At 32.4% G+C, this 26,128-nt stretch carries 24 protein-coding genes; 15 read left to right on the forward strand and 9 right to left on the reverse strand.

Features of this window, described 5'->3' with window-relative positions:
- Positions 1-20: 20 nt before the first annotated feature.
- The 5 genes from D1818_RS02285 to D1818_RS02305 all read right to left on the reverse strand — a co-directional run bounded on the left by D1818_RS02285 (position 21) and on the right by D1818_RS02305 (position 4,447).
- Complete coding sequence (locus tag D1818_RS02285; RefSeq protein WP_199726281.1) at positions 21-941, reverse strand: alpha/beta hydrolase; 921 nt, start codon at positions 939-941, stop codon at positions 21-23.
- Positions 942-1,019: 78 nt separating this feature from the next.
- Entirely contained in the window at positions 1,020-1,901 is an 882-nt protein-coding gene (locus tag D1818_RS02290) for a PD40 domain-containing protein (protein ID WP_118455997.1), read from the reverse strand.
- A 26-nt stretch (positions 1,902-1,927) separates the two neighbouring features.
- The gene (locus D1818_RS02295) at positions 1,928-3,124 is read right to left on the reverse strand and encodes a serine hydrolase (protein ID WP_118455999.1); all 1,197 of its coding nucleotides are present in this window, start codon (positions 3,122-3,124) and stop codon (positions 1,928-1,930) included.
- Between the two features lie 180 nt (positions 3,125-3,304).
- Positions 3,305-3,490, reverse strand: a complete 186-nt coding sequence (locus D1818_RS02300; protein WP_118456001.1) for a hypothetical protein — start codon at positions 3,488-3,490, stop codon at positions 3,305-3,307.
- A gap of 42 nt (positions 3,491-3,532) precedes the next feature.
- Positions 3,533-4,447, reverse strand: coding sequence for a DUF5050 domain-containing protein (locus D1818_RS02305; RefSeq protein WP_118456003.1), 915 nt, complete (start codon positions 4,445-4,447; stop codon positions 3,533-3,535).
- Between the two features lie 154 nt (positions 4,448-4,601).
- On the opposite strand from D1818_RS02305, the gene D1818_RS02310 reads away from it, so the two are divergent.
- Entirely contained in the window at positions 4,602-6,287 is a 1,686-nt protein-coding gene (locus D1818_RS02310) for a histidine kinase (protein WP_158596960.1), read from the forward strand.
- Between the two features lie 4 nt (positions 6,288-6,291).
- Positions 6,292-6,990 (forward strand): LytTR family DNA-binding domain-containing protein, encoded by a 699-nt coding sequence (locus D1818_RS02315; protein ID WP_118456005.1) that lies wholly within the window; start codon positions 6,292-6,294, stop codon positions 6,988-6,990.
- A 146-nt stretch (positions 6,991-7,136) separates the two neighbouring features.
- Here the strand turns inward: D1818_RS02315 and D1818_RS02320 are convergent, their stop codons facing one another.
- Positions 7,137-7,883 carry a trypsin-like peptidase domain-containing protein gene (locus tag D1818_RS02320; protein WP_118456006.1) on the reverse strand — a complete coding sequence of 249 codons (747 nt, stop codon included), beginning with the start codon at positions 7,881-7,883 and terminating at the stop codon, positions 7,137-7,139.
- 237 nt (positions 7,884-8,120) lie between these two features.
- On the opposite strand from D1818_RS02320, the gene D1818_RS02325 reads away from it, so the two are divergent.
- The 3 genes from D1818_RS02325 (at position 8,121) to D1818_RS02335 (ending at position 10,807) form a co-directional block, all read left to right on the forward strand.
- Positions 8,121-9,116: a sensor histidine kinase gene (locus tag D1818_RS02325; RefSeq protein ID WP_158596959.1), complete on the forward strand. Its 996-nt coding sequence runs from the start codon at positions 8,121-8,123 to the stop codon at positions 9,114-9,116.
- Position 9,117: 1 nt separating this feature from the next.
- Positions 9,118-9,819 carry a LytTR family DNA-binding domain-containing protein gene (locus tag D1818_RS02330; RefSeq protein WP_118456008.1) on the forward strand — a complete coding sequence of 234 codons (702 nt, stop codon included), beginning with the start codon at positions 9,118-9,120 and terminating at the stop codon, positions 9,817-9,819.
- 121 nt (positions 9,820-9,940) lie between these two features.
- A complete protein-coding gene (locus D1818_RS02335) occupies positions 9,941-10,807 on the forward strand; it encodes a M48 family metallopeptidase (RefSeq protein WP_118456009.1) in 867 nt (288 codons plus the stop codon).
- 83 nt (positions 10,808-10,890) lie between these two features.
- Here the strand turns inward: D1818_RS02335 and D1818_RS02340 are convergent, their stop codons facing one another.
- Positions 10,891-11,748 (reverse strand): LamG domain-containing protein, encoded by an 858-nt coding sequence (locus D1818_RS02340; protein ID WP_118456010.1) that lies wholly within the window; start codon positions 11,746-11,748, stop codon positions 10,891-10,893.
- 205 nt (positions 11,749-11,953) lie between these two features.
- Positions 11,954-12,652, reverse strand: a complete 699-nt coding sequence (locus tag D1818_RS02345) for an aspartate/glutamate racemase family protein (RefSeq protein ID WP_118456013.1) — start codon at positions 12,650-12,652, stop codon at positions 11,954-11,956.
- Positions 12,653-12,784: 132 nt separating this feature from the next.
- On the opposite strand from D1818_RS02345, the gene D1818_RS02350 reads away from it, so the two are divergent.
- The 3 genes from D1818_RS02350 (at position 12,785) to D1818_RS02360 (ending at position 19,184) form a co-directional block, all read left to right on the forward strand.
- Entirely contained in the window at positions 12,785-13,675 is an 891-nt protein-coding gene (locus D1818_RS02350; RefSeq protein ID WP_118456015.1) for a LysR family transcriptional regulator, read from the forward strand.
- Positions 13,676-13,945: 270 nt separating this feature from the next.
- Positions 13,946-16,027: a carbohydrate-binding protein gene (locus D1818_RS02355; protein WP_118456017.1), complete on the forward strand. Its 2,082-nt coding sequence runs from the start codon at positions 13,946-13,948 to the stop codon at positions 16,025-16,027.
- Positions 16,028-16,046: 19 nt separating this feature from the next.
- A complete protein-coding gene (locus D1818_RS02360) occupies positions 16,047-19,184 on the forward strand; it encodes a ThuA domain-containing protein (RefSeq protein WP_118456019.1) in 3,138 nt (1,045 codons plus the stop codon).
- Between the two features lie 401 nt (positions 19,185-19,585).
- On the opposite strand, the gene D1818_RS02365 is transcribed toward D1818_RS02360, so the two are convergent.
- Positions 19,586-20,149, reverse strand: a complete 564-nt coding sequence (locus tag D1818_RS02365) for a Crp/Fnr family transcriptional regulator (protein ID WP_118456022.1) — start codon at positions 20,147-20,149, stop codon at positions 19,586-19,588.
- Between the two features lie 184 nt (positions 20,150-20,333).
- Here D1818_RS02365 and D1818_RS02370 point away from each other — a divergent pair, with 184 nt between their 5' ends.
- The 7 genes from D1818_RS02370 to D1818_RS02400 all read left to right on the forward strand — a co-directional run bounded on the left by D1818_RS02370 (position 20,334) and on the right by D1818_RS02400 (position 26,102).
- A complete protein-coding gene (locus D1818_RS02370; protein ID WP_199726313.1) occupies positions 20,334-20,999 on the forward strand; it encodes a DUF4386 family protein in 666 nt (221 codons plus the stop codon).
- A 40-nt stretch (positions 21,000-21,039) separates the two neighbouring features.
- Positions 21,040-21,906 carry an alpha/beta fold hydrolase gene (locus D1818_RS02375; protein WP_118456024.1) on the forward strand — a complete coding sequence of 289 codons (867 nt, stop codon included), beginning with the start codon at positions 21,040-21,042 and terminating at the stop codon, positions 21,904-21,906.
- 45 nt (positions 21,907-21,951) lie between these two features.
- Positions 21,952-22,557 (forward strand): NAD(P)H-dependent oxidoreductase, encoded by a 606-nt coding sequence (locus D1818_RS02380; RefSeq protein ID WP_118456026.1) that lies wholly within the window; start codon positions 21,952-21,954, stop codon positions 22,555-22,557.
- A 20-nt stretch (positions 22,558-22,577) separates the two neighbouring features.
- Positions 22,578-23,084, forward strand: a complete 507-nt coding sequence (locus D1818_RS02385) for a hypothetical protein (protein WP_118456028.1) — start codon at positions 22,578-22,580, stop codon at positions 23,082-23,084.
- Positions 23,085-23,174: 90 nt separating this feature from the next.
- On the forward strand, positions 23,175-24,068 hold the full coding sequence (locus D1818_RS02390) for an alpha/beta hydrolase fold domain-containing protein (RefSeq protein ID WP_118456030.1): 894 nt from the start codon (positions 23,175-23,177) through the stop codon (positions 24,066-24,068).
- A gap of 222 nt (positions 24,069-24,290) precedes the next feature.
- On the forward strand, positions 24,291-25,385 hold the full coding sequence (locus D1818_RS02395) for an AraC family transcriptional regulator (RefSeq protein ID WP_118456032.1): 1,095 nt from the start codon (positions 24,291-24,293) through the stop codon (positions 25,383-25,385).
- A 156-nt stretch (positions 25,386-25,541) separates the two neighbouring features.
- The gene (locus D1818_RS02400) at positions 25,542-26,102 is read left to right on the forward strand and encodes a hypothetical protein (protein WP_118456035.1); all 561 of its coding nucleotides are present in this window, start codon (positions 25,542-25,544) and stop codon (positions 26,100-26,102) included.
- Positions 26,103-26,128: the final 26 nt, after the last annotated feature.

A 26,128-nucleotide genomic window follows, 5' to 3' on the forward strand; every position in this document is an offset into this window, starting at 1 on the left:
ATTCCCGAGGATTATTTATTTTATTCAGAGCCGTCTTTCAGCAAATTAGCTAACCAAGCGACACTTTGTACAGCAATCATAGGGAAAGCGGTTTGATGATCACCTTCAATTACTTTATTTTGTATGGATAAACCTAAATTAGTTTTATTATCCAGTAAATTAATAAATTCGGCGGTAGGTTCGGCTTTCTCTTTTTCTGATGTGCCGTAGGCAATAAATACGTTAACATTTAATGTACTGTTATTATTTGACTCCAAAGCTTCGAGTTTACTACTAATCTCAGAAAGGTATGGGATTATGCCTTTACTCAATGGACTACCAAGAATGTAATTATCAAAAGTATCAGGTTGAGTCAGCAATATATAAGCACCGAATGCACCGCTTAATGAGTAACCGAAATAGGTACGACTTTCTGGATCAGTGCGGTAATTGTTATCTACATATTGGATAACCTCTTTGCTAATAAATGTCAAGTGATTTTTAGCTTGACCAAATTTCAATTTAGGATGATCAGGGTTTGCTTTTTTCCAAAATGAATAATCAGTAAATCGGCTGGCATGATCCCCATATTGTTGCTTTAGATCTTTTGCGATGTCCTTCTGCCAAGAAATTCCAACTAGAATAACATCTTCCAGCATGAATTCCGTGGAGGCAGATAGTATTTCGACATGCCACATGGCATCAGTAAAATATAATAGACGGTATTTTTTATCCTTGTTTTCTGAATATCCTTCAGGCAGCTTTATATAAAGTTCATAATTTTTGTCTGTCTTAGTATCTTTTATTGGGATCACTTCGATCTTTGGTAATTTTAAATAGGACTTTTCCACAATAGGTGAATGATCGTTTTCAATATTTTCCTGTGCAGAAATAGTATTAAATAATAAAACACATATTAATACTAATTTAGAGACTCTCATAGTATATGTTTTTGTTTCCATAACAGATTATATTATAAATAGTTAACTGTTTATGATTAAAGTAATAATTCATATTTTTATATTTCTATATATAGATTGTTATTTGGGCCTGAGATTTTGAATAACTTGTGCATCTACCCAAAATATATCTCCATCTCCGTCTCCCCCATGGTTAAAGAAAAAATACTTACCATCTGGACTTACGTATCCTCCAGATTCCCAAGAATTAGTATTTATCTTGTCTCCCATATTAATGGCAGTTCCCCAAGAACCTTCTTGATTTCGAAAACTGATATACAAATCGGAATCACCATATCCGTTATCTCTTTCACCATCCCAGATTATGTAGGATTCATCCGGTGCAATAAAAGGATGGGCATTCCATTTTCCTGTATTAATCTCTTTTGGAAATGGCTTTGGTTCATCACGTTTTCCATCTATTAATCGCGAATAGCGAATAACACCATCCCCGTTTGGCATGCCTATCTCATCAAAAACATAAGTTCCCTCAGTGGAAGCTGTCAAACGCATAATGGGAATAGAATCAAAAGGAGCACCAAGACTTTTTATTTCTGACCATCCAGACTGGGTACGCTCCATATATTTGCTGCCTAGATGCATGATCTTACCGTTCGGAGCAATGATTGGCCTACCTACTCTTGGACCAACAACAGATTTTTTCCATTGATTGTTTTCTAATTTATAAACAATTAAGAACCACTTTTCTGTTCCTTCAAATTTCCTTGTGAAATAAAATTCTTTCATGTCAGGTGTAAAAAAAGCACTAAGATCACGGTGCTTTGTTGAAACCATACCGTGAGCAAAAACTTCTGGTATTAAACCTGGTAATTTTTGGCTGAGATAGGGTTTTTCAATAGTTTTAGTTAATGAATCATTAGTTTTTGATTCTTGTTTTTTAGAACTACAGTAAGATAAAAATAGCGTTCCTGATAGTATCAAAATAAAATACGATTTTCTCATTGCTTAAATTTTTATGTAGTTTGTAATTACTTAATAAAAGCTGGTAAAATGTGTTCTGCAGTTATTTGTAAAGCACCGTTACCATGATTATTATGACCTGTAGCAACTATGATGAGATCTAGCTCTTCAATTAAAATGATATACTGACCTCCTCCTCCTTGAGCACTTGCGGCAAAATAACTTTTGTTACCAACTTTCAAATCCGCACTCCACCAGAAATAACCGTATCCCTGATTGGAAACATCTTTGCCACCACCAAAAATATCTTCATCCCCAGAATAATTGATCCTGCTAGTTGCTTTGTTAATAAAGGCTTCTGGAATTAGTTGTTCTCCCTTCCATTGACCTTTGTTCATGGCCAATGTTCCAATTTTAATCATATCTCGTGATGTTATGCTTACTTTCCATCCAGATTCAGGTAAGCCACTTGGAGCAGTTGGCCAATCATAATTTATGATGCCTAATTTATCGAGGAATTCTTTTTTTATAAAGTCTTTAGCTGTTCCTGGCACGATAACATTAATAACTTGCATTATTAATTGAGGTCCAGGGCTGTAACGAAACAGTTGTGTTTCTGCAGTAATAGGATCACTATACTCAAAAAGCGCTTGAACTTGCCCTTGACCTTTCAATCTTTCTGGATTGTTCTGTATTCTTTTCCGGTTTTTATCATTGATATGAATGCCTGTGGTCATGGTCAATGCTTGATATAGAGTTATTTTTTCTGCACCTTCAACAAATTTTGTTGGATCCAGATCTTTCAAGAAACTGACTAAGGGTTTGTCTAAATCGTCCATGGATAGATACCCTAGTTGGATGGCACGACCAAGCGCTAAGCCTGTATAAGTTTTGGTTGCAGAGGCTTGTGGATGAGCTAAGTTAATGCGACCACGGTTATAATAAGATTCAAAGAGGAGCTTGCCCCTATGAGCAATAAGAAAACTATCGAAGATACTATCTTTACTTTCTGCGATCTCTCTAGCTAGGTTAACAATCATTGCTTTATCTCCACTATCAATGTCTAATTTCCCAACAGGTATACCATCTTTTCTATCCCTTGGTGCTGCATCATAATAAGCTTTTTTGAGTATCGGAATATCCCTTAATGAGCCTTTCGCTTCGACAGCTGTAGCTTCTGGTGCGAGTTTATTACTTTGTTGGGCGAAACTACTATGTGATAGTATAGAAAGAATTAGAAGCATTAGCCTTGTTATGTTTTTCATTGCTTTTATTGTTTTAGATGTATGTCTAGATATTTGATGTACTGTATGCTTTGTAGGTCATTTTATTCAAGATCAAACAGTGCAGATTTAGAAAGCTGTCGAGAAATGACATCAAGTTGACTCCTTTCACGATCAGCATTAGACGTTCCCAAAAAATGCGATAACCAAATCTTTCAAAGGTTAGATATAAAGGCCTTGACCTCCATGTGCTCCTTTATAAAAATCGCCATCATCGAATACTGCACCCCATTGATAACTACTATATAACGTTTCTTTAAAATTCGGTGACGTCTCCTTGAGGTTTTTATTTACATTCCGAATTTTAGATAAGTGTGCATCAGAAATTATTGGGATAACATCTTTCATATTTATCAATTTTATAGTTGAATTATAAGCTTTATAAGTTATTTATTTAACCGTTTTTAACCAAGCAGCTTGAGCCCCTCCTTTAATGATAGGCCGAATGGAAGAACCATTGGCATGCATCATATAAATAGTTCTGTCCTCCCTCTTTTCACCTGTAGCTGCCGAAAAAATTAAATGAGATCCATCCGGGGACCACGATGGATACCAATCATCGACATTATTATTGGTTAATCGTTTTTGATTAGAGCCATCGATATCCATCACATAAATTTCAAAATTTCCATCTCTATCAGACATAAAAGCAATTTGACTGCCATCAGGAGAAACTTCTGGGTGCCATTCTTGCGCACTATGATGTGTCAACCGAATGACATTTTTCCCATCAATATCGACGATACTTATCGCACTAGTCTTATCTTCGAATTCCCACGAAAAGACAATCCTACCATCTGGAGTAAAAATAGGATTACTTCCTCTTAGTGAAGTGATCTGCCGCTGTTCGCTACCATCAGCATTCATGATCCAAATTTCCGGATACCAAAATCCCTCTGAATTTTTATACTCTCTGGCAAACACAATGCTTTTTCCATCGGGAGACCAATCCGGTGCATTATCCCATTTGTTTTTTGCGTGCGTTAATCGTTTTCTATTTGTACCATCAATATGCATCGTACGGATAGACCAGGTCTTTTTATCATCGTATTTGCCATAAAAAGCAATTTTTTTTCCATTAGGAGACCACGCTACATAACCTCCATTCTCTTGGGTACTTGTAATAGTTGATGTACCTTCAGCAGTTCCTTCATAGATTTCTATAATACCTGAAGGTAATGACGTATATCCGATGGTATAAGGCGATGATGTAGCCGTATCACTTCGCTGACTCGTAGCAATACAACCATATAAGAAAGTGAACAAGAATACGGTTGTTGCTTGTTTTAAATTATGGGTTTTCATTTCAGTGTTTCTCTTTACAAGTTTTATGTCATACAAAGGATGTTTTTTTATTTCATGTATGGAATTTATTTTATGCCAACTGCTCTATATACTCACGAACTACTCTAAGCAGACCTATTATAATGAGTATCTTGCGTCCTTAAACCGTAACCACATGAACCTAAGGTTTTTGTCTTGTTTGATATTTCTATTGCTACTTGGGACTTCTTGTACTAAAAGTGATCGAAATCCTGTGTTCAAAAGATATAAAACGTTATACCAAATAGGAGATCAACCGGCATGGGCTACCAAAAACTGGAATGATACGAATTGGAAAAAAAGAATGAAATTGGTTCCGGATGGACAGATTTTCTGGTCCAGGACTCCCATCAAGATTCTCAAGGCTCCAGAATCCCTACAGCCTTATGGCCTTCGTTTAGAAGTTTACGGAGCGTATGAAGTATTTTGGGATGGGGTGTTGATTGGTAGAAACGGAAACCCAGGTCGGGAAGTAGATGTACCGCCTGAAGGTGAATTGTGGACTACTTTTACGATTCCTAACCATTTGACTAACAAAGGAGAACACTTACTCGCCTTGCGCCTAAGTAATTATTATTATCCGGATCACATAGGTATTCATGAGTTTAAGATTGATGAATACAACGATCTGGTCACTGATCGGCTTATCAAAAACTCTTATATGCACGTGTTTGCCGGAGCGTTCCTCATTGCAGCTATATATTTTCTGTTTCTATTCTTAGGGAACAAAAAAGAGTTCCCTATGCTTATTTTTAGTATCAGTTGTTTTCTCTTTTTTAGCTTAACCATGACCCATTTTGTAAGAACAACTATACCTATCCATTACAGCCTGCACGTAATACGCTTAGAAGTGATCACCGGTATCATGTTTGGAATTTCTTTTTTAATTCCGCTCTATTTCTCTATGCAGTTTCCCTACCCCAAACAGAAACTTTTCTTAGGAATTTATGGGGTGGTTTTACTATCCCTGTATATTTTTAAGCACCATTCCTTTGATTTTACGGCCTATAATATGATGGTTAGCTTATGGGTGTTTTCTTTAGGTATAGCGATCTATGGCGCATATAAAAAAGGGAAAGGCGCCCTGCTAGTAGTACTTACGCTACTCGTTTGTATCATTATCCGTTATACGGTTTCCTTTGGCATCAGTCTTTTTGTGGGGTTTAGTCTTATCCTATTAAGCATGTTGTACGTACTCTCGTTACGGATCAAAGAACAACGATTGGCCTATGAAACTTCATTAGTACAATCCACTCGCCTACGGCTCGAATTATTAAAAAAGAACATTCAACCGCATTTTCTTATGAATACTCTAACATCATTAATAGATTGGGTAGAAGAAAGTCCTAAAAAAGGGGTGTTGTTTATAGAAGCCTTGGCCAAAGAATTTGATTTGCTAAATCAGATCGAAAATAAAACATTGATCCCTATAAAACAGGAGATTGCACTCTGCCGTTCGCATTTGGAGATTATGGAATACCGAAAAGAAATTAACTATTTCTGGGAAGAAAAAGGTATCGATTCAGCGCAAAACATACCACCCGGAATTTTACATACTTTATTAGAAAACGGAATTACCCACAGCTTGCCACTGGAAGATAATAGTATTACGTTTACACTATTATTTGAATCGAATCGGGAGTATAATCGTTATACTTTTCTAACGGTTGCTGAAACTGTAAGACAAGAAGGAAATATAAAGGAAGGAACAGGACTTAAGTATATCAAAGCGCGACTAACCGAGAGTTATCATGATCAATGGGAATTTACCTCAGAACCGTTAACCCATGGATGGAAAAATACCATAACCCTATATTTGTAAGGAGATGTACATTTTAATTGTTGAAGACGAATCCAGAATCGCCAAAAGAATCGAACGTATGATACGTACGATTGTTGGCGGTGCCTTACAATCGATCAAACATATCAACACGCTGCAGGAGGCGGTAACGTTTATTGAAAATAAGACATTAGACCTTGTGCTGTTAGACTTAAATCTGAACGGTCACAGTGGTTTTGACTTGCTCACTACCGCAGTGTCTAAATCCTTTCATACCATCGTTATTTCTGCCTATAAAGAGCAGGCCATTACTGCCTTTGAATATGGAGTGTTGGATTTTGTACCCAAACCCTTTAATCAAGAGCGGTTAGAGCAAGCGGTACAGAGAATAACTACAAAAGAAACCACTACTGTAAACACGGTTAAATATTTAGCCGTAAAAAAACGACACAAAGTACAGTTAATCCCTATGGAAAAGGTTGTATATATCAAAGGTGCCGGAACCTATACAGAGCTTGTTTTGGTAGATGGGAACAAGGCCTTACATGATAAATCCCTCGAAAAACTAGAACAACTGTTATCACCTACTTTCGAACGTATCCATAAATCCTATTTAGTAAAAATGGCTGAAATCACAAACATTAGTGTCTCCTCCGGAAGTAAATATATTGCCGAGCTAAAGAATGGAGAACGTATTCCTATTGGAAGAACAAAATATAAGGACATAAAAGCAAAGTGGTTTTAGAATAGCTTTTGTCTAATCTTTAAGAATAAAATCATCCAATTCTCAATCAATAAATTTGAAAATAAAAACCGGTATCATTATTATAACTAATACTCTTTTCATAAATCTTTTTGATGTACAGATTTGTCGTTATTGAAGGTTTAAGATCAGTTTAGATTAGAAATAAATTCAATGGTATTTTTTATACTGGTAGCTTGTATAAAAACCTCTTTAGTTTTTTCATCCTCCCAACCAGAACTTACTAAAGCCACTACTCTTCCTTTTTTATCTACTACAGGCGAACCACTTAATCCTCCTAAACTTTTAGGCCCTTCTATCTGCTTCAAATTATAGTAATTACCCTCTATTTCATTAAACTTATAGGTATACAGACGCTGTGGACCGATGCTATCTTTATATGACCAGCCAATCACGTATACATTTTCGTCTTTCTTAAGTGGTTTTTTTCTAAACTTTAAAGGTTTATGGGTTGTTTTATTTTCTTTAACTGAAAACACTAACCAATCATTAAAAGCGTCCCAATTGGTATCCAAATAACTCCAGGTAAGTGAATCTTTTCTATTTGTACTTAAGAGTTTATCTAAAATAACATAGTTCTTACTGTCATTTTTAGGATGCATTTTCCATTGTTTTAATTCTCCTTCAAAATCAACAAACTTCATCTTGTCCGTTTTTGCCATGATAAGAATATGTTTAGCGGTAACTCCATAGACGCGATTTTCATATTCTACCAAAAATCCATTAGACGCGTTTGGATTATCAAATGATGAATCTTTATAAGAGACATTATTTATTAAGCCTATTGGTCTATTACTTAATCTTTTTATAGATGAACAACTAAACAAGGCTCCGGCAATAAAGATTATTGCAATTATTATTTTTAATCTTAACATATTAGGTTTAATTTTTTAAAAAGAATTGCCAATATAAAAAACAACAGTTGCCTTATTTCATGAAATAGATGAAATGGTAATAACTGACTAAGTATAGCGAATACCTCCTTATTTTTGTGTTTTTATACAGTTATCCACTCTTCATAGACTTAGGGTAAATAAACATATACTTTATAATCATTAAAATTATAATTTATCTATATTTCAAATATGAATTTTAATAAAAAAATTATCCAAATGCATATAGTTTTTTGGATTATAATTTTTCTCTTTTATGTCTTTGCCTCTAGTAGTTCAGAGTTGTTCGAACAATCTTTAGAAACAACATTATTTAAGTTCCCTTTATTAATAATGGCTGCCTACGCTTTTAATAATTGGCAAGTTCCTTATTATCTAAAGAAAAAAAAATATCTTGCCTTTGGAGGGTCTATGGTTTTTATGATCATACTATCAGTATTTTTATTTCGGTTGATAGGGTATTATCATTTGGATAAGTACTGTTCGGAAGGCCCTTACCCATTAATTAGTTTTGTAGATTTTCCTTTTTATATGTTTTCGTTTCATTTTCCCGCGTTGATTATGTTTTTTTTAAAAACTAATAAAGAGCAAGAATTAGAAAGGGAGAAAATACTTCAGTTAGAAAAAGAAAAAATAGCTACAGAACTTAAATATCTAAAGGCACAGCTAAACCCTCATTTTTTATTTAATACATTAAATAATTTATATTCTTACGTGATAGCCAAATCTCCTAAAGCACCAGATATGGTATTACAACTTTCTGAAATATTAGATTATATTTTATATAAAAGTCAACATCAATCAGTTCTTTTAACAGAAGAAGTACATACTATAGATAATTATATAGCTTTAGAGCAAATTAAGTATGGTAAACGATTACAAGTGAAATTTGAAAAAAAACTTTCTAAAAATAGATTATCAATAACACCATTATTGCTGCTATCTATAGTAGAAAATGCTTTTAAACATGGTGTTAGGGATAGTGTAGAAAAAATAAAAATAGAGTTATTGCAGTTAGATAGTCATATAGAATTTAGTGTTTGGAATACAAAACCAAATACGGAATTAAGTAATAAGACAAAAACTTATAAAAACGGAATTGGTCTTACCAATATTCAACGACAATTAGATTTAATATACCCCAAACAGCATACTTTTAAAATTGAAGAATTCGATATGTCTTTTAGCTTAAAACTAACTTTAAACATAGATTAATATGGTACGATGCTTACTGGTTGATGATGAGTCTCCCGCAATAGATTTACTAAAAAATCATATTAAAGCGCTTAATGATTTAGATGTTGTAGCTAGTTGTTACAGTGCTGTTGAAGCTTTCGAAGTACTGAAAAAAGAGGAAATCGATTTACTCTTTTTAGATATTGAAATGCCTGTTTTAAAAGGATTAGATTTTCTGAAAACTCTCCAAAACCCTCCAAAAGTAATTATTACTACGGCTTATAGAGAATATGCTATCGAAGGATATGATTTAGACATTGTAGATTATATATTAAAACCAATTTCTTTTGATCGATTTGTAAAAGCTGTTGATCGCTATTATGAAAGAACTCAAGTAACTAATCAATCAATAAACAACCAAAAAGAAAGTAATACATTTTTCTATGTTAATGTAAATAAGAAACATATTAAAATTGTATTTAATGATATTCTATATATTGAAAGTTTAAAAGATTATGTTAGGATTCATACCAAAAATCAAAGAATAGTTGTAAAAGGTAATATTGGTAAAGTAGAAAAACAACTTCCTTCACATCTATTTATTCGCATACATCGTTCTTATATTATAGCTATAAACAAAGTAACAGCTTATACCCAAAAAGATGTAGAAATAGAAGAATTAGAGATTCCAGTAGGATCAAGTTATATTAATAAGATCTCTTCAGTACTAAAAATGTCTTAATCTAAGCTATTGCTATACCCTTTTGCTGTTTTTGTCACTACTTAACCCTCTATTCTCTATTTTTTAAAAAAGCCATTCACAATGCATCTACTTTTGACATAAATTAATTAAAAAAATAATTATGTTAAAACAGTTCAGTACGATATTATTAGTCATTTGCCTATGCTCCTGTCAAGCACAAAAAACAGAACGTGAAATCGAAGATGAATTCGTAAAAAAATATGCTCCTTCAGATTTAAATACCTATGGTTTTACATTAGCAGTAGATTCTAAAGTGCCAGAAGTACATCAACTCTTAAATGACCTAGAACTAAACTTTTACTTTTACGGTAATAAAAAAGAGTATCAAAAAAAATCAGCTAGAATTATAGAATTAGATCCCAACTACCCTAGTGGTGTTTTAATGAGCGGTTTTTATGTACAGGATCCAGAAGAATATAAAAAACTGGTTACTAAAGCCTACAATCTTTCTAAAAAAACTACATTAAAATCTGAACGAGATCTTATACAAGCAGAGTATTCTCTTTTGGTAGAAGAAGATTATATAAAAGCTCAAAAGTATTTTCAAAAAGTAGTAGATATATATCCTGATAGCGCCGCTGCTATTTGGTCTTTAGGGATGGCATATTATTATAATGATGAATATGATAAGGCCTTAGAATGTTACCAAAAGAGTACAGAATTAATTCATAATTTACCAAAAGGATATGAATTCATATCGGTTATGTATTATCAAAAGAAACAATATAAAAAGGCATTAACATATCTAGAATTGGCCAAAAAACATGGCGCAAAAACTAAAAATGATATCTATTTTGCAGAATACGAGCACATCGCTTATTACAAAAATGGTCTTTATGAAAAAACAATGAAGTCTATTGAAAAGGCAAAGACTTACGGAAAATACTTTGAAAACAGTGAAAGCTTGAAAAAAACGTACGAAGCTGCTAAAGCAAAATTAGATTCTATTCAATTATTGAAAATATGAATTTATAAATCAATAACCCTTTGCTTAGGTTGAGGGTTGTTGATTGTATATTTTAACCTTTATTCTTGATAGTTATCAACAGGTTATTTGAGTAACGTTTGTATACCTTTTTTTAGTTCGTATACAGCGATTATTTCTTCAGGATTTAATACCTTATCGAATATGGTAAGTTCATCCAAGAAGCCAATGTATCCTAAGCCTAGCATAATTTTTCCTTTTTCTGCTTCCCAAGTAAAAGGATCATTAATACCTTTTATGACACCTTGGAGTTGACCATTAATATATAATTTAAACTCAGATTCTGTTTTTGTGTTCACCTTAGAAAAGACAATGCTGACATGTGTCCATGTCTTTGATTGGAATGGAGATGGGTTTACAGTTACTGTTCGTTTATTCCAATCTGTTTCATTACTATCATTTTTTGGGTCCCAAACTGCAATATCCCCCATCGCTCCTAACCTAAATTGTCTTGGACTATGATCTGTAAAATCTACCCATAGGCCAGCGTCACTCCATTTAGAGTCTGTAATACAAATGGGGTCACAATAATGAGGCGCTAGCTCTTTGTTGGGATCTAAGCGTAGCCAAAATGATATAGTACCACTCCATGAGGTATTATTATATCCCACATTTTTATAAGCCTTATAAAAAACAGCGGATGTTTTTGCTTCTTTAAACTGAATCGCGTCGCCGAAAATACCTTTATTCTTGGCTAAAACAACGTTCGGGTCATGTAGTCCTTTTTTTGCATTAGCCTTTTTTTTATAGTCTACTACGGTATATATATAAGAATCACCTATAGCGAGGTCGGCAGATGTCCTCCCATCAAAAGAACTGTAAAAAAGAATATGATCTTTTAATAGTTTTTCTTGCGACAATAACTGTAATGTAATTAGTAAAAAGAACATACTAGAAATGGATAATAGTTTTGTTGTTTTCATAATTTATTGTTTTGATTTTATAGTATTCGTTATATATTGACTGTAGTCTATGTATTTATTTATGAATCATTCTACCAATATTGTCCTCATATGAAGAATCGTTTTTTTCTGATTTTAACAAACAATTACTCATGGCTTTTATATACATAGTAAAGAGTTTAGTAAATAGATTGTTTAATTTTTTAAAATATAACTCCATAATAAACTATCTGCTCTTTAAGCTCCATTCAATAGCTTCATACGCGTGAATTTTGCCTGTATCAAAAATTGGAATAGCTACATCTAACTCCGAAATTAGTATTGGTAATTCTGTGCAACCTAAAATAACACCTTGCGCTCCTTGATTTTGCAATTCTTTTACTATCTCTATAACTGTTTGTTTTGAAGTATTTGTAAATTGCCCTTTTACTAATTCGTTATAAATGATATCGTGAACAACTTGTCTATCATGCTCATCAGGAATTAAAACATCCAGTCCAAAATCATTTATTAATGATTTTGTATAAAAATCTTTTTCCATTGTAAATTTCGTACCTAATAATGCTACTTTTTTTAAACCTATTTTTTTGATGGATTCACCAGTAGTGGCAGCAATATGCATAAACGGAATACTCACATTTTCAGAAATATAATGACTTACTAAGTGTATAGTATTTGTACAAAGTAAAATTATATCAGCTCCCGCCCTTTCTAACTGTTGCGCTGCATGTTTCATAAGTATTCCAATAGCATCCCAATCACCTTTAAAAGTTAATCGTTCAATCTCTGCAAAATCTACTGAAACCATCACACATTTTGCAGAATGTGAGCCTCCTAACAAGTCTTTTGCTTTGGTATTTAAAAACTCATAATACAGTTTTGAAGATTCCCAACTCATACCTCCTATCAATCCTATCGTTTTCATAATCTTATAATTAGTATAGACAAAACTATGATGTATAGTAAGAATTCTATGGTTTCTAAATTGAGCTATTTAAAGTTTTAGTTGAAATTATTTCAACTAAAACTTATAAGCAACTATTCTATCTTTGTAGGTATGGAACTTAAATATTACAGATTAATAAAAACAATTGCAGAAGAAGGTAGTATTGCTAATGCTACCGAACGACTGTTTTTAACACAGTCCGCTTTAAGTCATCAATTACGTGAGTTAGAAGAACGATTAGGATTTAAAGTCTTTCACAGATCAAGAAATAAATGGGAGTTAACCCAAGAAGGTTCTGAATTATATAAATTGGCAAATAAGCTATTTCAATCAATTGATGAAGGTTTTAGTAACATCAAACATATTATGGAAGGTTCAAAAGGTGCTATTAAATTGAGCGCAGAATGTCAGTCGTTTTTCCATGCTATCCCATCTTTCATTCAGAAAATGGGAATACTTTATCCAGAAATTGATATAGATGTTACTCTTGGCGCAACACATCAAACAATATCACAAGTATTATCTTCAGAAATAGACATTGCTATTGTTACATCTAAACCTGCCTCTGAAGAATTAACAAGTATTAAAGTTTTTGAAGACGAGATTTTTGCTGTTATACATAAAGAAAACCTCCTTAATAGTCTGGAATATCTGGAAGCGAGTCATTTTTCAGATTTACACTTATTGATAAATTCTTTTCCTCTAGAAGGTGTATACGTTTATGAACACTTCTTAAAATCTAATAAAATAAATCCTAAAAAGATTTCTGCTATTCCATTTACAGAAATTACGTTATCAATGGTTGAGGCAAATATGGGGGTTATGTGTGCTCCAAAATGGCAATTAAACTCTTTTAAACTATCTGAAGATGTTGTTTTTAAACGTATTAGTAAAAACGGCTTAAAACGTAATCATTTCTTAGTGGTAAAAAAGAAGCACAGAAATAAGAAGTATATTCATGATTTTATATCTAGTTTTGAAGAAGATTTTTTATCCTTGTAAACTTCTTATTCTGCACAAAGTATGGTTCATTCCCTTCGATACATTCTATAAACATTGAAAATTCTATGCATAATCATAATTTCATAGGAAAAATATGCTAAGCCAAATAATTCAAGTTTTTGATTTCATTATATCGCCTTCATATTCTAAAGGATTACTTACGAATTCTAAAAAGGAATTCTGAAATACTATACGGTTGTATACATTAGATAATTGGTTGACCAATTTATAGTTTGGTTAATCTAGTAAAACCAATTAACCAACTACCTAATGCAAGCTATTCGTCCTCATTACTTATTAAAGATAAATTGCAAAAAACTAAAACGGAAATACCAATATATAATACTTCCTATTTTAATAGTGTTATTATATCCTACTCATTCTATAAATGCACAAACAACCGTTGTGAGTTCATTAGAAGAATTTCGAATCGCGGTTCAAAATAGTAATCAAGAGATTGTTTTAGAAGCAGGTAACTACTATCTAGAAGATTTACCTAGCAATTCTAGAGTTATTAATTGTACTGGGTCTGGTAATACCATAGATATGACAGGAGCACGTATTAATACCTTGGTTGGATCTATTAGAGAGGTTTATTTTATTATTTCTGGTGATAATAATGTTATACGAAATGGTGCTATTGAAGATTTCTATAGAAATGGTTTGGACGAAGTAACTGATTTTAGTGCTTACAATAACGATAGAGATAATTTGGCGTACGGGTTAAGAGGTGATCCTATTATTTCAATTACAGGGAATCAGAATTTAGTAGAAGGTCTCGAAATGATTGTAAAAGGATCTTTTCCTTATGGTTATGGAAGTCAATATGGTATTGGCTCACAAAACACCTTTGGCTTGAGCAAACGCTGCGGAATTTTAGTTACAGGAATTGATGGTGGAGGAATTGGAAATACTCTAAATGGTATTACAATGTATCATTATGCTTTTGGTCATGGTATTTTCATGCAAAGTGGAGCTACAGAAACGACAATTAAAAATTGTTATATAGAAGGTAGAATGCGCCTGAGTGACGATATGTATAATGACACAGAAACCTATGACCTTCCCTATTTAACAGATTATAAATTTCCAACAGGAGATGGTTCTTGGAGATTACCTTTTGAAGAATCCTATGATATTCCTTATAACCACGTATATCCTCTTTCTGAAGATGGAATTCGTTCATATAATAATACGGGAAGTGTAACCGTTGAAAACTGTACAGTAAAACAAATGCGAGGCGGTATTCGTCTTTACTTAGCTTCTAGTGCAACAGTAAAAAACAGCCAAGCTATTGATTGTGGTTCTGGTGGGACGAATTATAATATGCCTGCAGGTGGAACAATTACTGGATCTAGTGGTAACTTCACATATGCTCCCTTAAGTGACTTTCGTTTAAGTCGTTCTCGTCAAAATATTGAAATGACGATTATACCTTCTCCTAATGCTATTGGTCCTCATAATATAGCAGATATTCTAGGAAATAACCATAACATTATTTTTCACAGAACGCCAGGTCCATTGGATACTGACGAAACACGTGCCATTGTAATCACAGGCGATAACTCTACCATTGTAAACGAAACAGAATATCGGATTATTCTAGAATCATCTGCCAGTGGAAATACAATAATTAGCTGTGGACCAGTAAGTGATAATGGTGATAACAATGATATTACTTATGCTGATGACTGTTACGATATTGTTCCATCATGCGACAGTCAGGATGCATTTACACAAATTGAAGCAGAGGATTTTTGTGATATGTTAGGAGTACAAATTACTGGTGATGCTGTGGGTTATATAGAAGATGGTGATTGGATAAAGTTTGAAGGAATAGATTTTAGATCAGGAGCAACATCAATATCTGCATTAGTATCTAGTGGAAATTCAGGTGGAAATATAGAAATAAGACAAACAAGTATTACAGGTAATTTGCTAGGAACTTTAGAAGTTCCGAATACAGGATCATGGACTAGCTGGGAAACGGTTTCAACAAATATTTCATTGGTAACAGGAGTGCAAGATATTTATTTTGTATTTACTGGAGATCCAGGATATTTGTTAGATATTGATTCTTTTAACTTCTCAGAAGAAACCTTACTTTCAGTAAATGATAATAAACTTCTAACACCTAGTTTATATCCAAATCCAGTAGTAAATACTATCACTATTGAGAGAGCAGCAGATTCTGTTATTAGTATTTATGATGTAAATGGTAAAGAAGTATATAGTGCAACGATCGCTAATAACACTGAAACTATAGATTTAAGCAATTTACCAACTGGTTTATATTATGCTAAGGTGTTATCACAAAAGGATAAAACGATCTTAAAAATTATAAAGAAGTAAATTAGTTAAAGTAAAAATTATGAAAAAGATATCTCAATTTAAGAATAAAGTGCTCCTGTTAGCTGTCTGTTTTTTTTCCTTGTTGATTCAGTTTACATATGGCCAAGATTTTAATGTATTAGTTTTTCATGAAACTAATGGATTTAGACATACGGGTGCGATAAATGCCAGTATCACAATGTTGGAAGAATTGGGATCTAATGTCGGTCATGATACTTGGTCTGTAGATGCCACAAGAGATGCATCTGTGTTTACAACGCAAAATTTAGCTAATTATGAAGTTATAGTTTTCTCTAATACAACTGGTGGTGATCTTCTAAACGATAGTCAACAAGCCGCCATGGAATCCTTTATACAAAATGGAGGTGGTTTTGTTGGTTTTCATTCTGCAACCGATACCTACAGAGGTACGAATGCTGCGTCGATTTGGCCATGGTATAATGAGTTAGTTGGCGCAATTGTTCAAACAAGTCCTAATCATACTTCTAATAATTTACCAGGAGTTATGAATTTGTTGGTAAATCATCCTGTTACTGATCACATTGGGAATGCTGGAGATACTTGGTCACATGAAGAAGAATGGTACTATTGGGAGCTTAATGGAGGTCAATTAAGTAACACAAATCAAAACCTGTTAGAAGTTCAAGCTACAGGTAATCAAAGTTACGATGCCACTCGTCCAATAACTTGGTTAAAAGAGTTCGATGGTGGAAGGTCATTTTATACAGCACTAGGTCATAATGGAAGTACTTATGAGAATAATCAAACATTTAGGCAAATGATTGAAAAGGCGGTGCTTTGGACTGCTAACAGATTGGATACAGATATTATAAATGATTGTGGTGCGACATTAACTAATCAATGGACAGACTTACTGGAAAATGATTTAGAATGTTGGGAAATATGGATGGGAGTACCCCATACTACTACAGGTTTACCTGGCAGCAGTAATAATGTAACTAATGGATCAGGAACTCCTCTTGGATTAGAAAATGATCCTAGAAATGTATATTCAGTTATAGGGGTTGAAGGAGAAAAACAATTATATATCACAGGAGAAGTATATGGTGGTCTTACCACTTTAAATGAATATGAGAATTACCATCTTAGTATGGAGTTTAAATGGGGAGAATTAAAATGGGAACCTAGATTAAACCAGTTAAGAGACAGTGGTATTCTTTATCACTGTAACGGAGAACATGGATCGTTTTGGGATGTTTGGAAATCTTCTTTGGAGTTTCAGGTGCAAGAAGGTGACTTGGGAGATTATATCGGTTTAGCAGGTACTCGGGGCTTAGTACCTTCAGAGAATAACGGTGGATTGACATTCACACCTATGGCTCCGCTAAATACCGGAACATTAATAAGAGCAGGATCAAACCCGGAATTACCTAATGGACAATGGAATTTATTAGAGGTTATTGTTATCGGTGATAGAGCGATTCATTATGTAAATGGTGTTATGGTAAATGCACTGCAAGATGCTACTTGGAATGGAAATGCAGTTACTAGTGGTCAAATACAAATACAATCTGAAGGTGCAGAATTATACTATCGTAATATGAGAATAAAATCCGAGACGGAATTTCCGGCCGAGGATTTAGAAACATTAGGATGGGGTGATAATCCTTCTACTCCAACCTGTGATACTGATACACCAATAGGAGAAATAATTGCATTTAGAAAATCTGGAGGTGATCAAAAGTGGATTACTATTGACAGCTCCAATTCCAATCTCATCGCCAATGGAGAAGAAGCCGACAGAGCATTGTTTTATTTAGAACAGCATACTAATGGATGCATCGCTCTTAGATCAGTAGCTACAGATAAATATGTTCAAGTAGTTGGGACGAATACAAATGCAGCAATCCGTGCAAATGGGAATGCTCCGGGAACCTGGGAGAATTTTGGATGGGAACCAAAAGGTGCCAATCAAGTAGCACTGAAAAGTCTATTCAATAATGGATGGGTTCAAGCAAATTGGAACGTGGATAACAGTACTCTTTTTCCTTTAGGAAATGCTGATGGAACATGGGAAACCTTTGACTACGAAATATTGGATAATTCCCCTATAAATGAAACTTTAGTTCATATTACTAAACGTAATACTACAGGATTTGCTATTGATGGAGGTACTGGCGGAACGAATGGACAAAATGTAACCCTCTCCTCTGCCGACACCTCTGACGAAGGTCAACTTTGGGTCGAAATAGATCGTGGAAATGGATATTATTCTTATCAGAAATATGGAACCAATTACAGTCTTGACGGAGATGACGGAGGTGCGAATAATCAAACTGTATACTTGTGGGAAACGAATGATACCAATCAAAATCAACAATGGCAAAAAATAGCTCTGGCTGATGGTGGTTATAAGCTGATTAAAAGGAATGCAACTGGATTCGCAATCAATGGTGGATCAGGAGGTGTAGAAGGCAGAGATGTTAATCTATGGAACTCAAGTTCTTCTAGTCAGAATTTACAATGGTATATAACTCCTATAGCTACCGTAGATATTCGTTTAGAAGCAGAAGATTATAATGATATGTCAGGCATTCAAACGGAAAACAGCACAGAAAGTGGAGAAAATGTGGGATGGATAAATAATGGAGATTGGCTCCGCTTTGATAATATTAATCTTTCAGGTATTTCTAATATGGATGCATGTATTGCGACAAGAAATGCTGGAGGAACTATGGAGGTTCGTATTGGAAGTCTTACGGGAACATTAATAGGGTCTGTTAATGTAAGTAACACCGGTGGATTTCAGAATTGGACTACAGTAAACACAGACATTAGTAATGTTAGTGGAACACAGGATATATACTTAGTATTTACAGGTGGAAGTGGTTATTTATTCAATGTTAACTGGATCGAATTCAATACAAGTTTGAGAAGTAATAATAGTGATATTGATACTATTAAAATTACATCCGATATAATTATATATCCAAACCCTGTAAAGACAACAGCTACTATTCAAAATGCTGCAAATTCAATCATAACAATTTATGATATCAAGGGAAGTAAAGTACTTACTAAATCAATTTCTAGCGATAATGAAATTATAGATATAAGTGAATTTAGTACAGGTATATATTATGGAAAAGTAAGTGGAAAAAGGACTAGTACAATATTTAAGATAATAAAAGAATAAAAGTGAGTTAAGCCAATCGTAATTATTTAAGTATTACACGTGTTTTCGATAATGAAAACAGAAAATTAGATTATAAAACTAGTATCTCGATAAAAGCCTCGTATCTTAGTATGCGAGGTTTTTTTAATGTAAATAATAGCTGAATTTAGTTATAACTCTACTTCTTAAATTCTTCCTTTTGTTATTAAATTTAGGTCAGTTTTATTAGAACAGAATCTACTAATGATTTTTATTCTGTTCTACTAAATCTTGTTTTATGATTTCATTTTTTAAAGAAATCTACCATTAAATTAAAATCATTTTCCAGAGTTTCAATTTCGTTTCTTATTGATATTTGATTATTAAAAAGTCCTACTCTATCTTTTTCTGTGAATAATTTTGTTTCTAATTTTCATCCAAAACTATTTTTGATGTCGTATTCGACTTAAAGTTTCTTGAGTAATTCCTAGATATGAAGCAATCATCCCTAAAGGAACTCTTTGCAAAATGTCAGATTGTTGATGTACCAACAAGTCATAACGCTCTTTTGCAGTATTAAAATGTAAAGTATCAAATCGTTTTTCTAAGAGTGAAATTCCATGATTAGCAAATAATCTTGCAGCCTTCTCTAATTCACGATTAGTAGAAAATAATTGTTCTAGTTTATGGTGTTCAAATTTCCATAGAATACAAGATTCTATAGTTTCAACCATTTTATTACTTGGCTCTCTAGAAAAGAAACTTGCCATTGCCCCTACAAATTCATTTTCAGGGGCAATCCAATAGGTAATATCTTTTCCTTTTTTATAATAAAACGTTCTGGCAATTCCTTTTTCAATAAAATAAATACTATCACATACTTTACCTGTTTCATGAAGCATCGTTTTTGGAGGGTATTCTATACGTTCTATCGCATTAAATAATGCTTTCTCATTCTCCTTAGAGAGATTTCCAATTTCCCTAAATGTCTCTATCAAGTTTTGCATTTTTTAGTCTATATAGTATTTAGATGTTATAGAATAGACTATTAACTATAATTTTTGTTACCACAATATGTTTATTTTGCAATAAATAATGGGTTAAAACCTAATCATATACATTATTTGATAAATATCAATTCTTTTCGTTTTCTAAATTATAATCTTTGAAATTATAACCTAAACATAAAAAATGGAAATAAAAAATATACAAAAGTTAGGCGGAGTATGTTCAATTTTTGAAGCCATTATTTATATTATGGCTTTCATTATATATGGAGGTGTTCTAATATATCCTGATAAAAATGCAAGTGCAAATGAAGAATTAATTTTTCTGTCTGAGAATTACATAACCTTATCGATTTTAAACTTCACTAGCTATATATTATTTGGGATATTATTAGCGGTATTAGTACTAGCAATTCATGAACGTCTAAAAAAGGATTCACCAAACCTATCTAAATTAGCTTTTATCTTTGGTGTTATTTGGGTCGGATTGGTGATTGCCTGCGGAATGATAACAAATATTGGACTCAATTCGGTACTTGAAATTGGAATCACATCACCAGAAAATGCCATGCAAATATGGTCTAGTGTTAGCATTGTTTCTGAAGGACTTGGTGGTGGAAATGAGATTGTTGGTGGAATTTGGGTATTACTAATCAGTATCATAGTGTTAAACAATAAATCATTTTCCAGAGGTTTGGCTCTATTAGGAATACTTGTAGGGATTGCAGGTATACTAACAATTTATCCATTAGATATTTTTACAGAAATCTTTGGAGTCAGTCAGATAATTTGGTTTTTATGGATAGGAATAGTTATGGTCCGTAAACCAAAAGGCACAAAAGAAAATTAAAAGTTATAGGGAAATCATTTTAGAAAGTTAAAAGAAACTAATGACATCACTTTTTAAATCAAGTCAAGGAAGAAAAGACATTTTAAGATTATATGAAGAGAAACTAGATGAACTTTGTACTAAATATGAATACCTGAATATTAATTCTTCATATGGGGAAACTAATATTATTGCAACAGGGATATCTAACAAACCTCCTATTATTTTGGTACACGGTTCTAATGGTTGCGCTCCAATTGCTCTTGAAACGTATCCCAATCTAAGTAAAAAATTTAGAGTTTATGCAATTGATGTATTGGCCCAACCAAACAAAAGTGCCGAGATTAGATTAAGTATGAAAGATGACTCTTATGGTAGATGGATGAGTGAAATCATTAATTCTCTAAAAATTGAAAATGTAGTTTTAGCTGGTTTCTCGTTTGGAGGATTAGTAATACTAAAAACTCTTGAATATGATGAAAGCAAAATCAAGGAAGTTTATTTATCATCACCTGCTTATATTGTAAATGGAAATCCTATTAAAATTTTATTCAAAATATTTATTCCAATGAAAAGGTTTATAAAAACCAAAAAAAATAAATATGTTGAACAATTCTTATCAAAGGTTTTCACTGAGCGTGACGAATTCGCAGTTAAGTTTTTAGCAAAAGTGTTTTTGCATTTTTCAATGGATTTTACACCGGTTCCTATAATCCAAGCAAGAAAAGCAAATGCAATTAGGACACCCATTACGGTATTTGCTGGAGAAAATGATATTCTTTTTCCAGGAAATAAAATGATTAAAAGAGCAAAAAATATATTCCCAAGTTTGAAAAATATAAAACTAATTAAAGATTCTAAACATGTTTTAAACAGGAAACAAAATGAATTGATCGAAAAAGTAATATTAGGAAATAATGCGTTATAACAAAGTTATAACAAGTACTGTCTAAATAAGTAATTATAGAAAGACATGAAAGTTCTTATTATATATTGCCACCCAAGTAAAAAATCATATACTTATGAGATTTTACAGCAATTGGAATTAGACCTAAAAAAAGAAAGAATTGAGTTTCAGGTTTCTGATTTATATGCAATGAATTTTAAAACTGATATGAGTGAAGAAGAATATCGGCGAGAAGGTTTTGCTAATCTAGATATACCAATAGCAAATGATGTGAAAAAAGAACATCAAAAAATTGCTGGAACGGATTGTATTATATTTTTATATCCAGTCTGGTGGAGCGATTGCCCGGCAAAGTTAAAAGGTTGGTTTGATAGAGTCTATGCTGTTGGATATGCATATGGAGAAAATAAAGAAAAGGATAATACTCAGATGATGAAACGCGTACCTCAGGGTGTTGTAATTTGTACAGCTGGTCATCCAAATAAGTTTTTGGAAGAGATTGGAATAGCGAGAAGCATGAGAAATGTAATGCTTGATGACAGACTTGGAAAAAGATTTAATAAGAAAGCAATGATAATTCTGGGTGGAACATTAGATAAGGAAAAAGTGAGATTAATACATGCAGAAAGAATTAATTCTACAATAAAAAGTATAAAAAAGAATTTAGATTAACCATTAGAAACTTAAAGTCAATGAGATATATACTATTTTTCCTAACTATTATTTTTTGTAGTTGTGCAGATAAGACCATAAAAAACGAAACAACAATAAAGATAGAAAACGAGTTTAATGAAGATGAAGTTCGCTGGTTTAAGAATACTGGAACTTCTGCTATTAAAGGAGTCGCAAAATTCAAGTCAAAAAGTGGAGATGTCCGTTTTGGAAAAGATTTTAGAATAGAGTTAAATCCATATTCAACTTATACCAAAGAGCGATTAAACCATATTTACAAGAATGATGATTCTGGTTATGTATATATAGAAAATGGAATCCCAAAGTTTGTTCCTGATCCAGAAGGTTATCATAAAACTAGAAAGACAATGTGTAATGAAAAAGGAGAATTCGAATTTAAAGATTTGCCTGCAGGAGATTATTATGTTATCGCATTTATGCTTTGGGATGAAACAGGCGGAGGTATAATGCAGCATATAAAATTATCAGATAATGAAACAAAAGTCATGGATATGACTAATTTTTAAAGTAAAATACTCGTCTAATTTACAAACAACAAAATCGTACATTTAGGAATATATGAATGAGGTTTATTAAGAATTACTAAAAAGAAAATAATGAAGCAAAGTTTTACATATTATCTGACGTTATCGGTTATCAAAATAAAAGGTTTAAAAAAGATTTTTAGTAAGGATCCTGTAGATTTTGAGAAACTTAGAAAGGAGGATGTTTATAAACCAAAAGGTAGTTTTTATAACAAAAATGTAACAAGAGATTTTAAAATATCTAATTCCTTAATAACAGAAATAGGACAAAAAAATAATTCAGATAAATTATTGATATTTATTCATGGAGGCGCATTCATTTCGGGTCCAGCAAAACATCATTGGGATACAATCAAAACTATTACCAAGCAAACTGACTATAACGTTTGGATGTGTAATTATCCAAAAGCACCTGAGCATAAAATATCCGAAATCTCTGAAAATATAAATTCAATCTATAATGAGGCCTTAAAGAACTACAAATCAAATCAAATTTCGTTAATAGGTGATTCTGTAGGGGGTACATTAATTATTGCACTTATACAAAGGTTAATAACCAATAAGCAACAACTACCCAATAAACTAATTCTCGTTTCTCCAGTAATGGATTCATCTATGACTAATTCAGAAATTGATATAATAGATGTAATTGACCCAATGCTCTCAAAAGCTGGATTGTTAAGTGCCAAAAGAATGTGTGCTGGAAATGTTGACTTAAAAAACGAGATGATTTCACCGTTATATGGAAATTTCAAAGGATTTCCTGAGACTATTCTATTTCTAGGAGAAAAGGACATTACTTATCCTGATCAAAAATTGGTTGTCGATAAGTTGAAATCAGCTCAAGTGAAAATTAAAGTAATTGAAGGTGAAAACATGCCACATATTTGGCCATTTCTACCCATTATGAAAGAAGCAAGGTTATCTTTAAATGAAATAATTAAAGAATTATATACTAACACATAAATAATTGTTTTACATAAATTATACTCCTATCCTACTAGTTGAATAATTAGATGAACTCGTAGATATTAAAAATTAGTTTTATAATTAATTGTAAAACTCATGTAACATCCCAGAATATTTACAGTTATTGGTATGATGTATAGAATATTTGGTATCTGAAACATTCGTGCTACAATAATTTATATTTCTCATTGAATTTTAATACCATTAATTCTTTAAAGATTGGATACAACAATACTAGATTTTATAGTAATTGCTAGTGGAATCATGGGATATTTTATAAGTATTTCATTAGTTACGACTTCTTTTTATAAGAATCGTGCAAACAAATATCTAGCCTTTTCTCTGTTCTTATTGACAAGTTTGACCTTCTTAGGTTGGTACGATATAGAAGGTTATGTCTTACAGTTTTTAGACAATATCATGTTAGAATTTTTGGTTACCGTTACTTTATTTACCTATTTTCTAATCCAAATTCAGCATAGATACCTAAAAAAAAGATGGTACAAATTGCTTTATGTTCCTTTTTTTTGCTCTTTGGCAATTGAGGTTTTTATTACCTTTTTTCATGCTTTTTTTAATCTTTATAATTCAGACTTTGATGTTATAATATATGACATTAAGGACATTTTAGGTTTTGCTTATAATGTGTTTTTAATTTTTTGGGCAAGGAGATTAATAAAAAAAGCCACTACTATTTCTGAAGACAAAAGACGTTGGTTATTACGATTAAATCTTTTCATTATATGCATTATTATCGTTTGGCTTTTGTCTAATATTGAACTATATATATACGATTCGGAATATGTTACAAATTTTTTATGGATATCACTTTCGTTTTTATTCTGGTGGGTTTTGTATTATGGAATATTCAGATTACAAATCATTGTTCAAAAAGAAGAGATACATCGATATTTGGTATCAGGAAAGATCGATAAAACTCCTATAAAAAAACAAATAAATGAAACCACAGTTTCTAAAATTATTACTCAACTCTACATATTAATGGAAGAAGAGGAATTATATAAAAACCCTCTTTTAAGCAGGTTAGATCTCGCAACTCGATTAGAAACAAGCGAAGGATATTTATCGCAGATTATAAATCAAGAAATTAATAAAAGTGTTATTCAGTTTGTAAATGAATATCGAATAGAAGCCGCTAAAAATTTATTACATAATCCGATATTTAATAAATATTCTATAGAGGCCATAGGCTTAGAAGCTGGTTTTAAATCTAAGAGTGTTTTCTATAGTACTTTTAAAACTAATTTAAGTATGTCTCCTGGTGCTTTTAGAAAACTTCAAAAAACGTCCTAATTCGTGTAATCCTACTGTTTTAGTACTTCTCCAACACTAAAATTATTCTCTTTCCTTTTTGATTCCGATACTTTTATATCGGGAAATCAAAAAACACATGAATGAATCAACACTACTTAGTCTTAATTAATAATACCCTTTAAATTAATATTTAGTATGAAAAAAGTAGCTTTTGTTTTATTATTCCTTTACACTTCTTATTCTGGATTCTCACAAAATGCAGAAGAAGCATCTGTAGAAAAATCAATCTTTGGAATTCAAATCGGCGTTATGGGCGTATGGGTTCATAATGAATTAAAATTATCTAATCAAGTCGTTTTACGAAGTGAAGTAGGAATAGCAATTGTAGGTCTATGGGCAGAGGGTAATGATACCCAAGTCGGTAATGGTTATTCATTACCTATAGTAGCTTTAGAACCTCGATGGTACTATAATTTAAACAAACGAGCAAGTCAAGGAAAGAGAATAGATTGTAACAGTGGTAATTATGTTTCGTTACGAGGTAGTTACTATTTTTATGATGATGTTGATACAGATACTCAAAGAAACTTATCAAGCCATCCATTTACAGCAATAAGCTGGGGAATTAGAAGAAACATTGGTAATCATTTTAATTATGAAGCTGGTGTTGGTGTAGGACTTGGATTTGGAAACAACACTGGAAGAGAAATTGGTTTAACACCATATTTCAACCTCAAAATTGGATATCGTTTTTAATGTTCTCTTCAGTTTTGTACAACAAA

The organism is Aquimarina sp. BL5 (assembly GCF_003443675.1).
GTDB lineage: Bacteria > Bacteroidota > Bacteroidia > Flavobacteriales > Flavobacteriaceae > Aquimarina.

Bases quoted from the DNA above. Each gene is read 5' to 3' on its own strand.
- D1818_RS02285 (WP_199726281.1), bottom strand. From the start codon at position 941: ATGGAAACAAAAACATATACTATGAGAGTCTCTAAATTAGTATTAATA.
- D1818_RS02290 (WP_118455997.1), bottom strand. From the start codon at position 1,901: ATGAGAAAATCGTATTTTATTTTGATACTATCAGGAACGCTATTTTTA.
- D1818_RS02295 (WP_118455999.1), bottom strand. From the start codon at position 3,124: ATGAAAAACATAACAAGGCTAATGCTTCTAATTCTTTCTATACTATCA.
- D1818_RS02300 (WP_118456001.1), bottom strand. From the start codon at position 3,490: ATGAAAGATGTTATCCCAATAATTTCTGATGCACACTTATCTAAAATT.
- D1818_RS02305 (WP_118456003.1), bottom strand. From the start codon at position 4,447: ATGAAAACCCATAATTTAAAACAAGCAACAACCGTATTCTTGTTCACT.
- D1818_RS02310 (WP_158596960.1), top strand. From the start codon at position 4,602: ATGAACCTAAGGTTTTTGTCTTGTTTGATATTTCTATTGCTACTTGGG.
- D1818_RS02315 (WP_118456005.1), top strand. From the start codon at position 6,292: ATGTACATTTTAATTGTTGAAGACGAATCCAGAATCGCCAAAAGAATC.
- D1818_RS02320 (WP_118456006.1), bottom strand. From the start codon at position 7,883: ATGTTAAGATTAAAAATAATAATTGCAATAATCTTTATTGCCGGAGCC.
- D1818_RS02325 (WP_158596959.1), top strand. From the start codon at position 8,121: ATGCATATAGTTTTTTGGATTATAATTTTTCTCTTTTATGTCTTTGCC.
- D1818_RS02330 (WP_118456008.1), top strand. From the start codon at position 9,118: ATGGTACGATGCTTACTGGTTGATGATGAGTCTCCCGCAATAGATTTA.
- D1818_RS02335 (WP_118456009.1), top strand. From the start codon at position 9,941: ATGTTAAAACAGTTCAGTACGATATTATTAGTCATTTGCCTATGCTCC.
- D1818_RS02340 (WP_118456010.1), bottom strand. From the start codon at position 11,748: ATGAAAACAACAAAACTATTATCCATTTCTAGTATGTTCTTTTTACTA.
- D1818_RS02345 (WP_118456013.1), bottom strand. From the start codon at position 12,652: ATGAAAACGATAGGATTGATAGGAGGTATGAGTTGGGAATCTTCAAAA.
- D1818_RS02350 (WP_118456015.1), top strand. From the start codon at position 12,785: ATGGAACTTAAATATTACAGATTAATAAAAACAATTGCAGAAGAAGGT.
- D1818_RS02355 (WP_118456017.1), top strand. From the start codon at position 13,946: ATGCAAGCTATTCGTCCTCATTACTTATTAAAGATAAATTGCAAAAAA.
- D1818_RS02360 (WP_118456019.1), top strand. From the start codon at position 16,047: ATGAAAAAGATATCTCAATTTAAGAATAAAGTGCTCCTGTTAGCTGTC.
- D1818_RS02365 (WP_118456022.1), bottom strand. From the start codon at position 20,149: ATGCAAAACTTGATAGAGACATTTAGGGAAATTGGAAATCTCTCTAAG.
- D1818_RS02370 (WP_199726313.1), top strand. From the start codon at position 20,334: ATGGAAATAAAAAATATACAAAAGTTAGGCGGAGTATGTTCAATTTTT.
- D1818_RS02375 (WP_118456024.1), top strand. From the start codon at position 21,040: ATGACATCACTTTTTAAATCAAGTCAAGGAAGAAAAGACATTTTAAGA.
- D1818_RS02380 (WP_118456026.1), top strand. From the start codon at position 21,952: ATGAAAGTTCTTATTATATATTGCCACCCAAGTAAAAAATCATATACT.
- D1818_RS02385 (WP_118456028.1), top strand. From the start codon at position 22,578: ATGAGATATATACTATTTTTCCTAACTATTATTTTTTGTAGTTGTGCA.
- D1818_RS02390 (WP_118456030.1), top strand. From the start codon at position 23,175: ATGAAGCAAAGTTTTACATATTATCTGACGTTATCGGTTATCAAAATA.
- D1818_RS02400 (WP_118456035.1), top strand. From the start codon at position 25,542: ATGAAAAAAGTAGCTTTTGTTTTATTATTCCTTTACACTTCTTATTCT.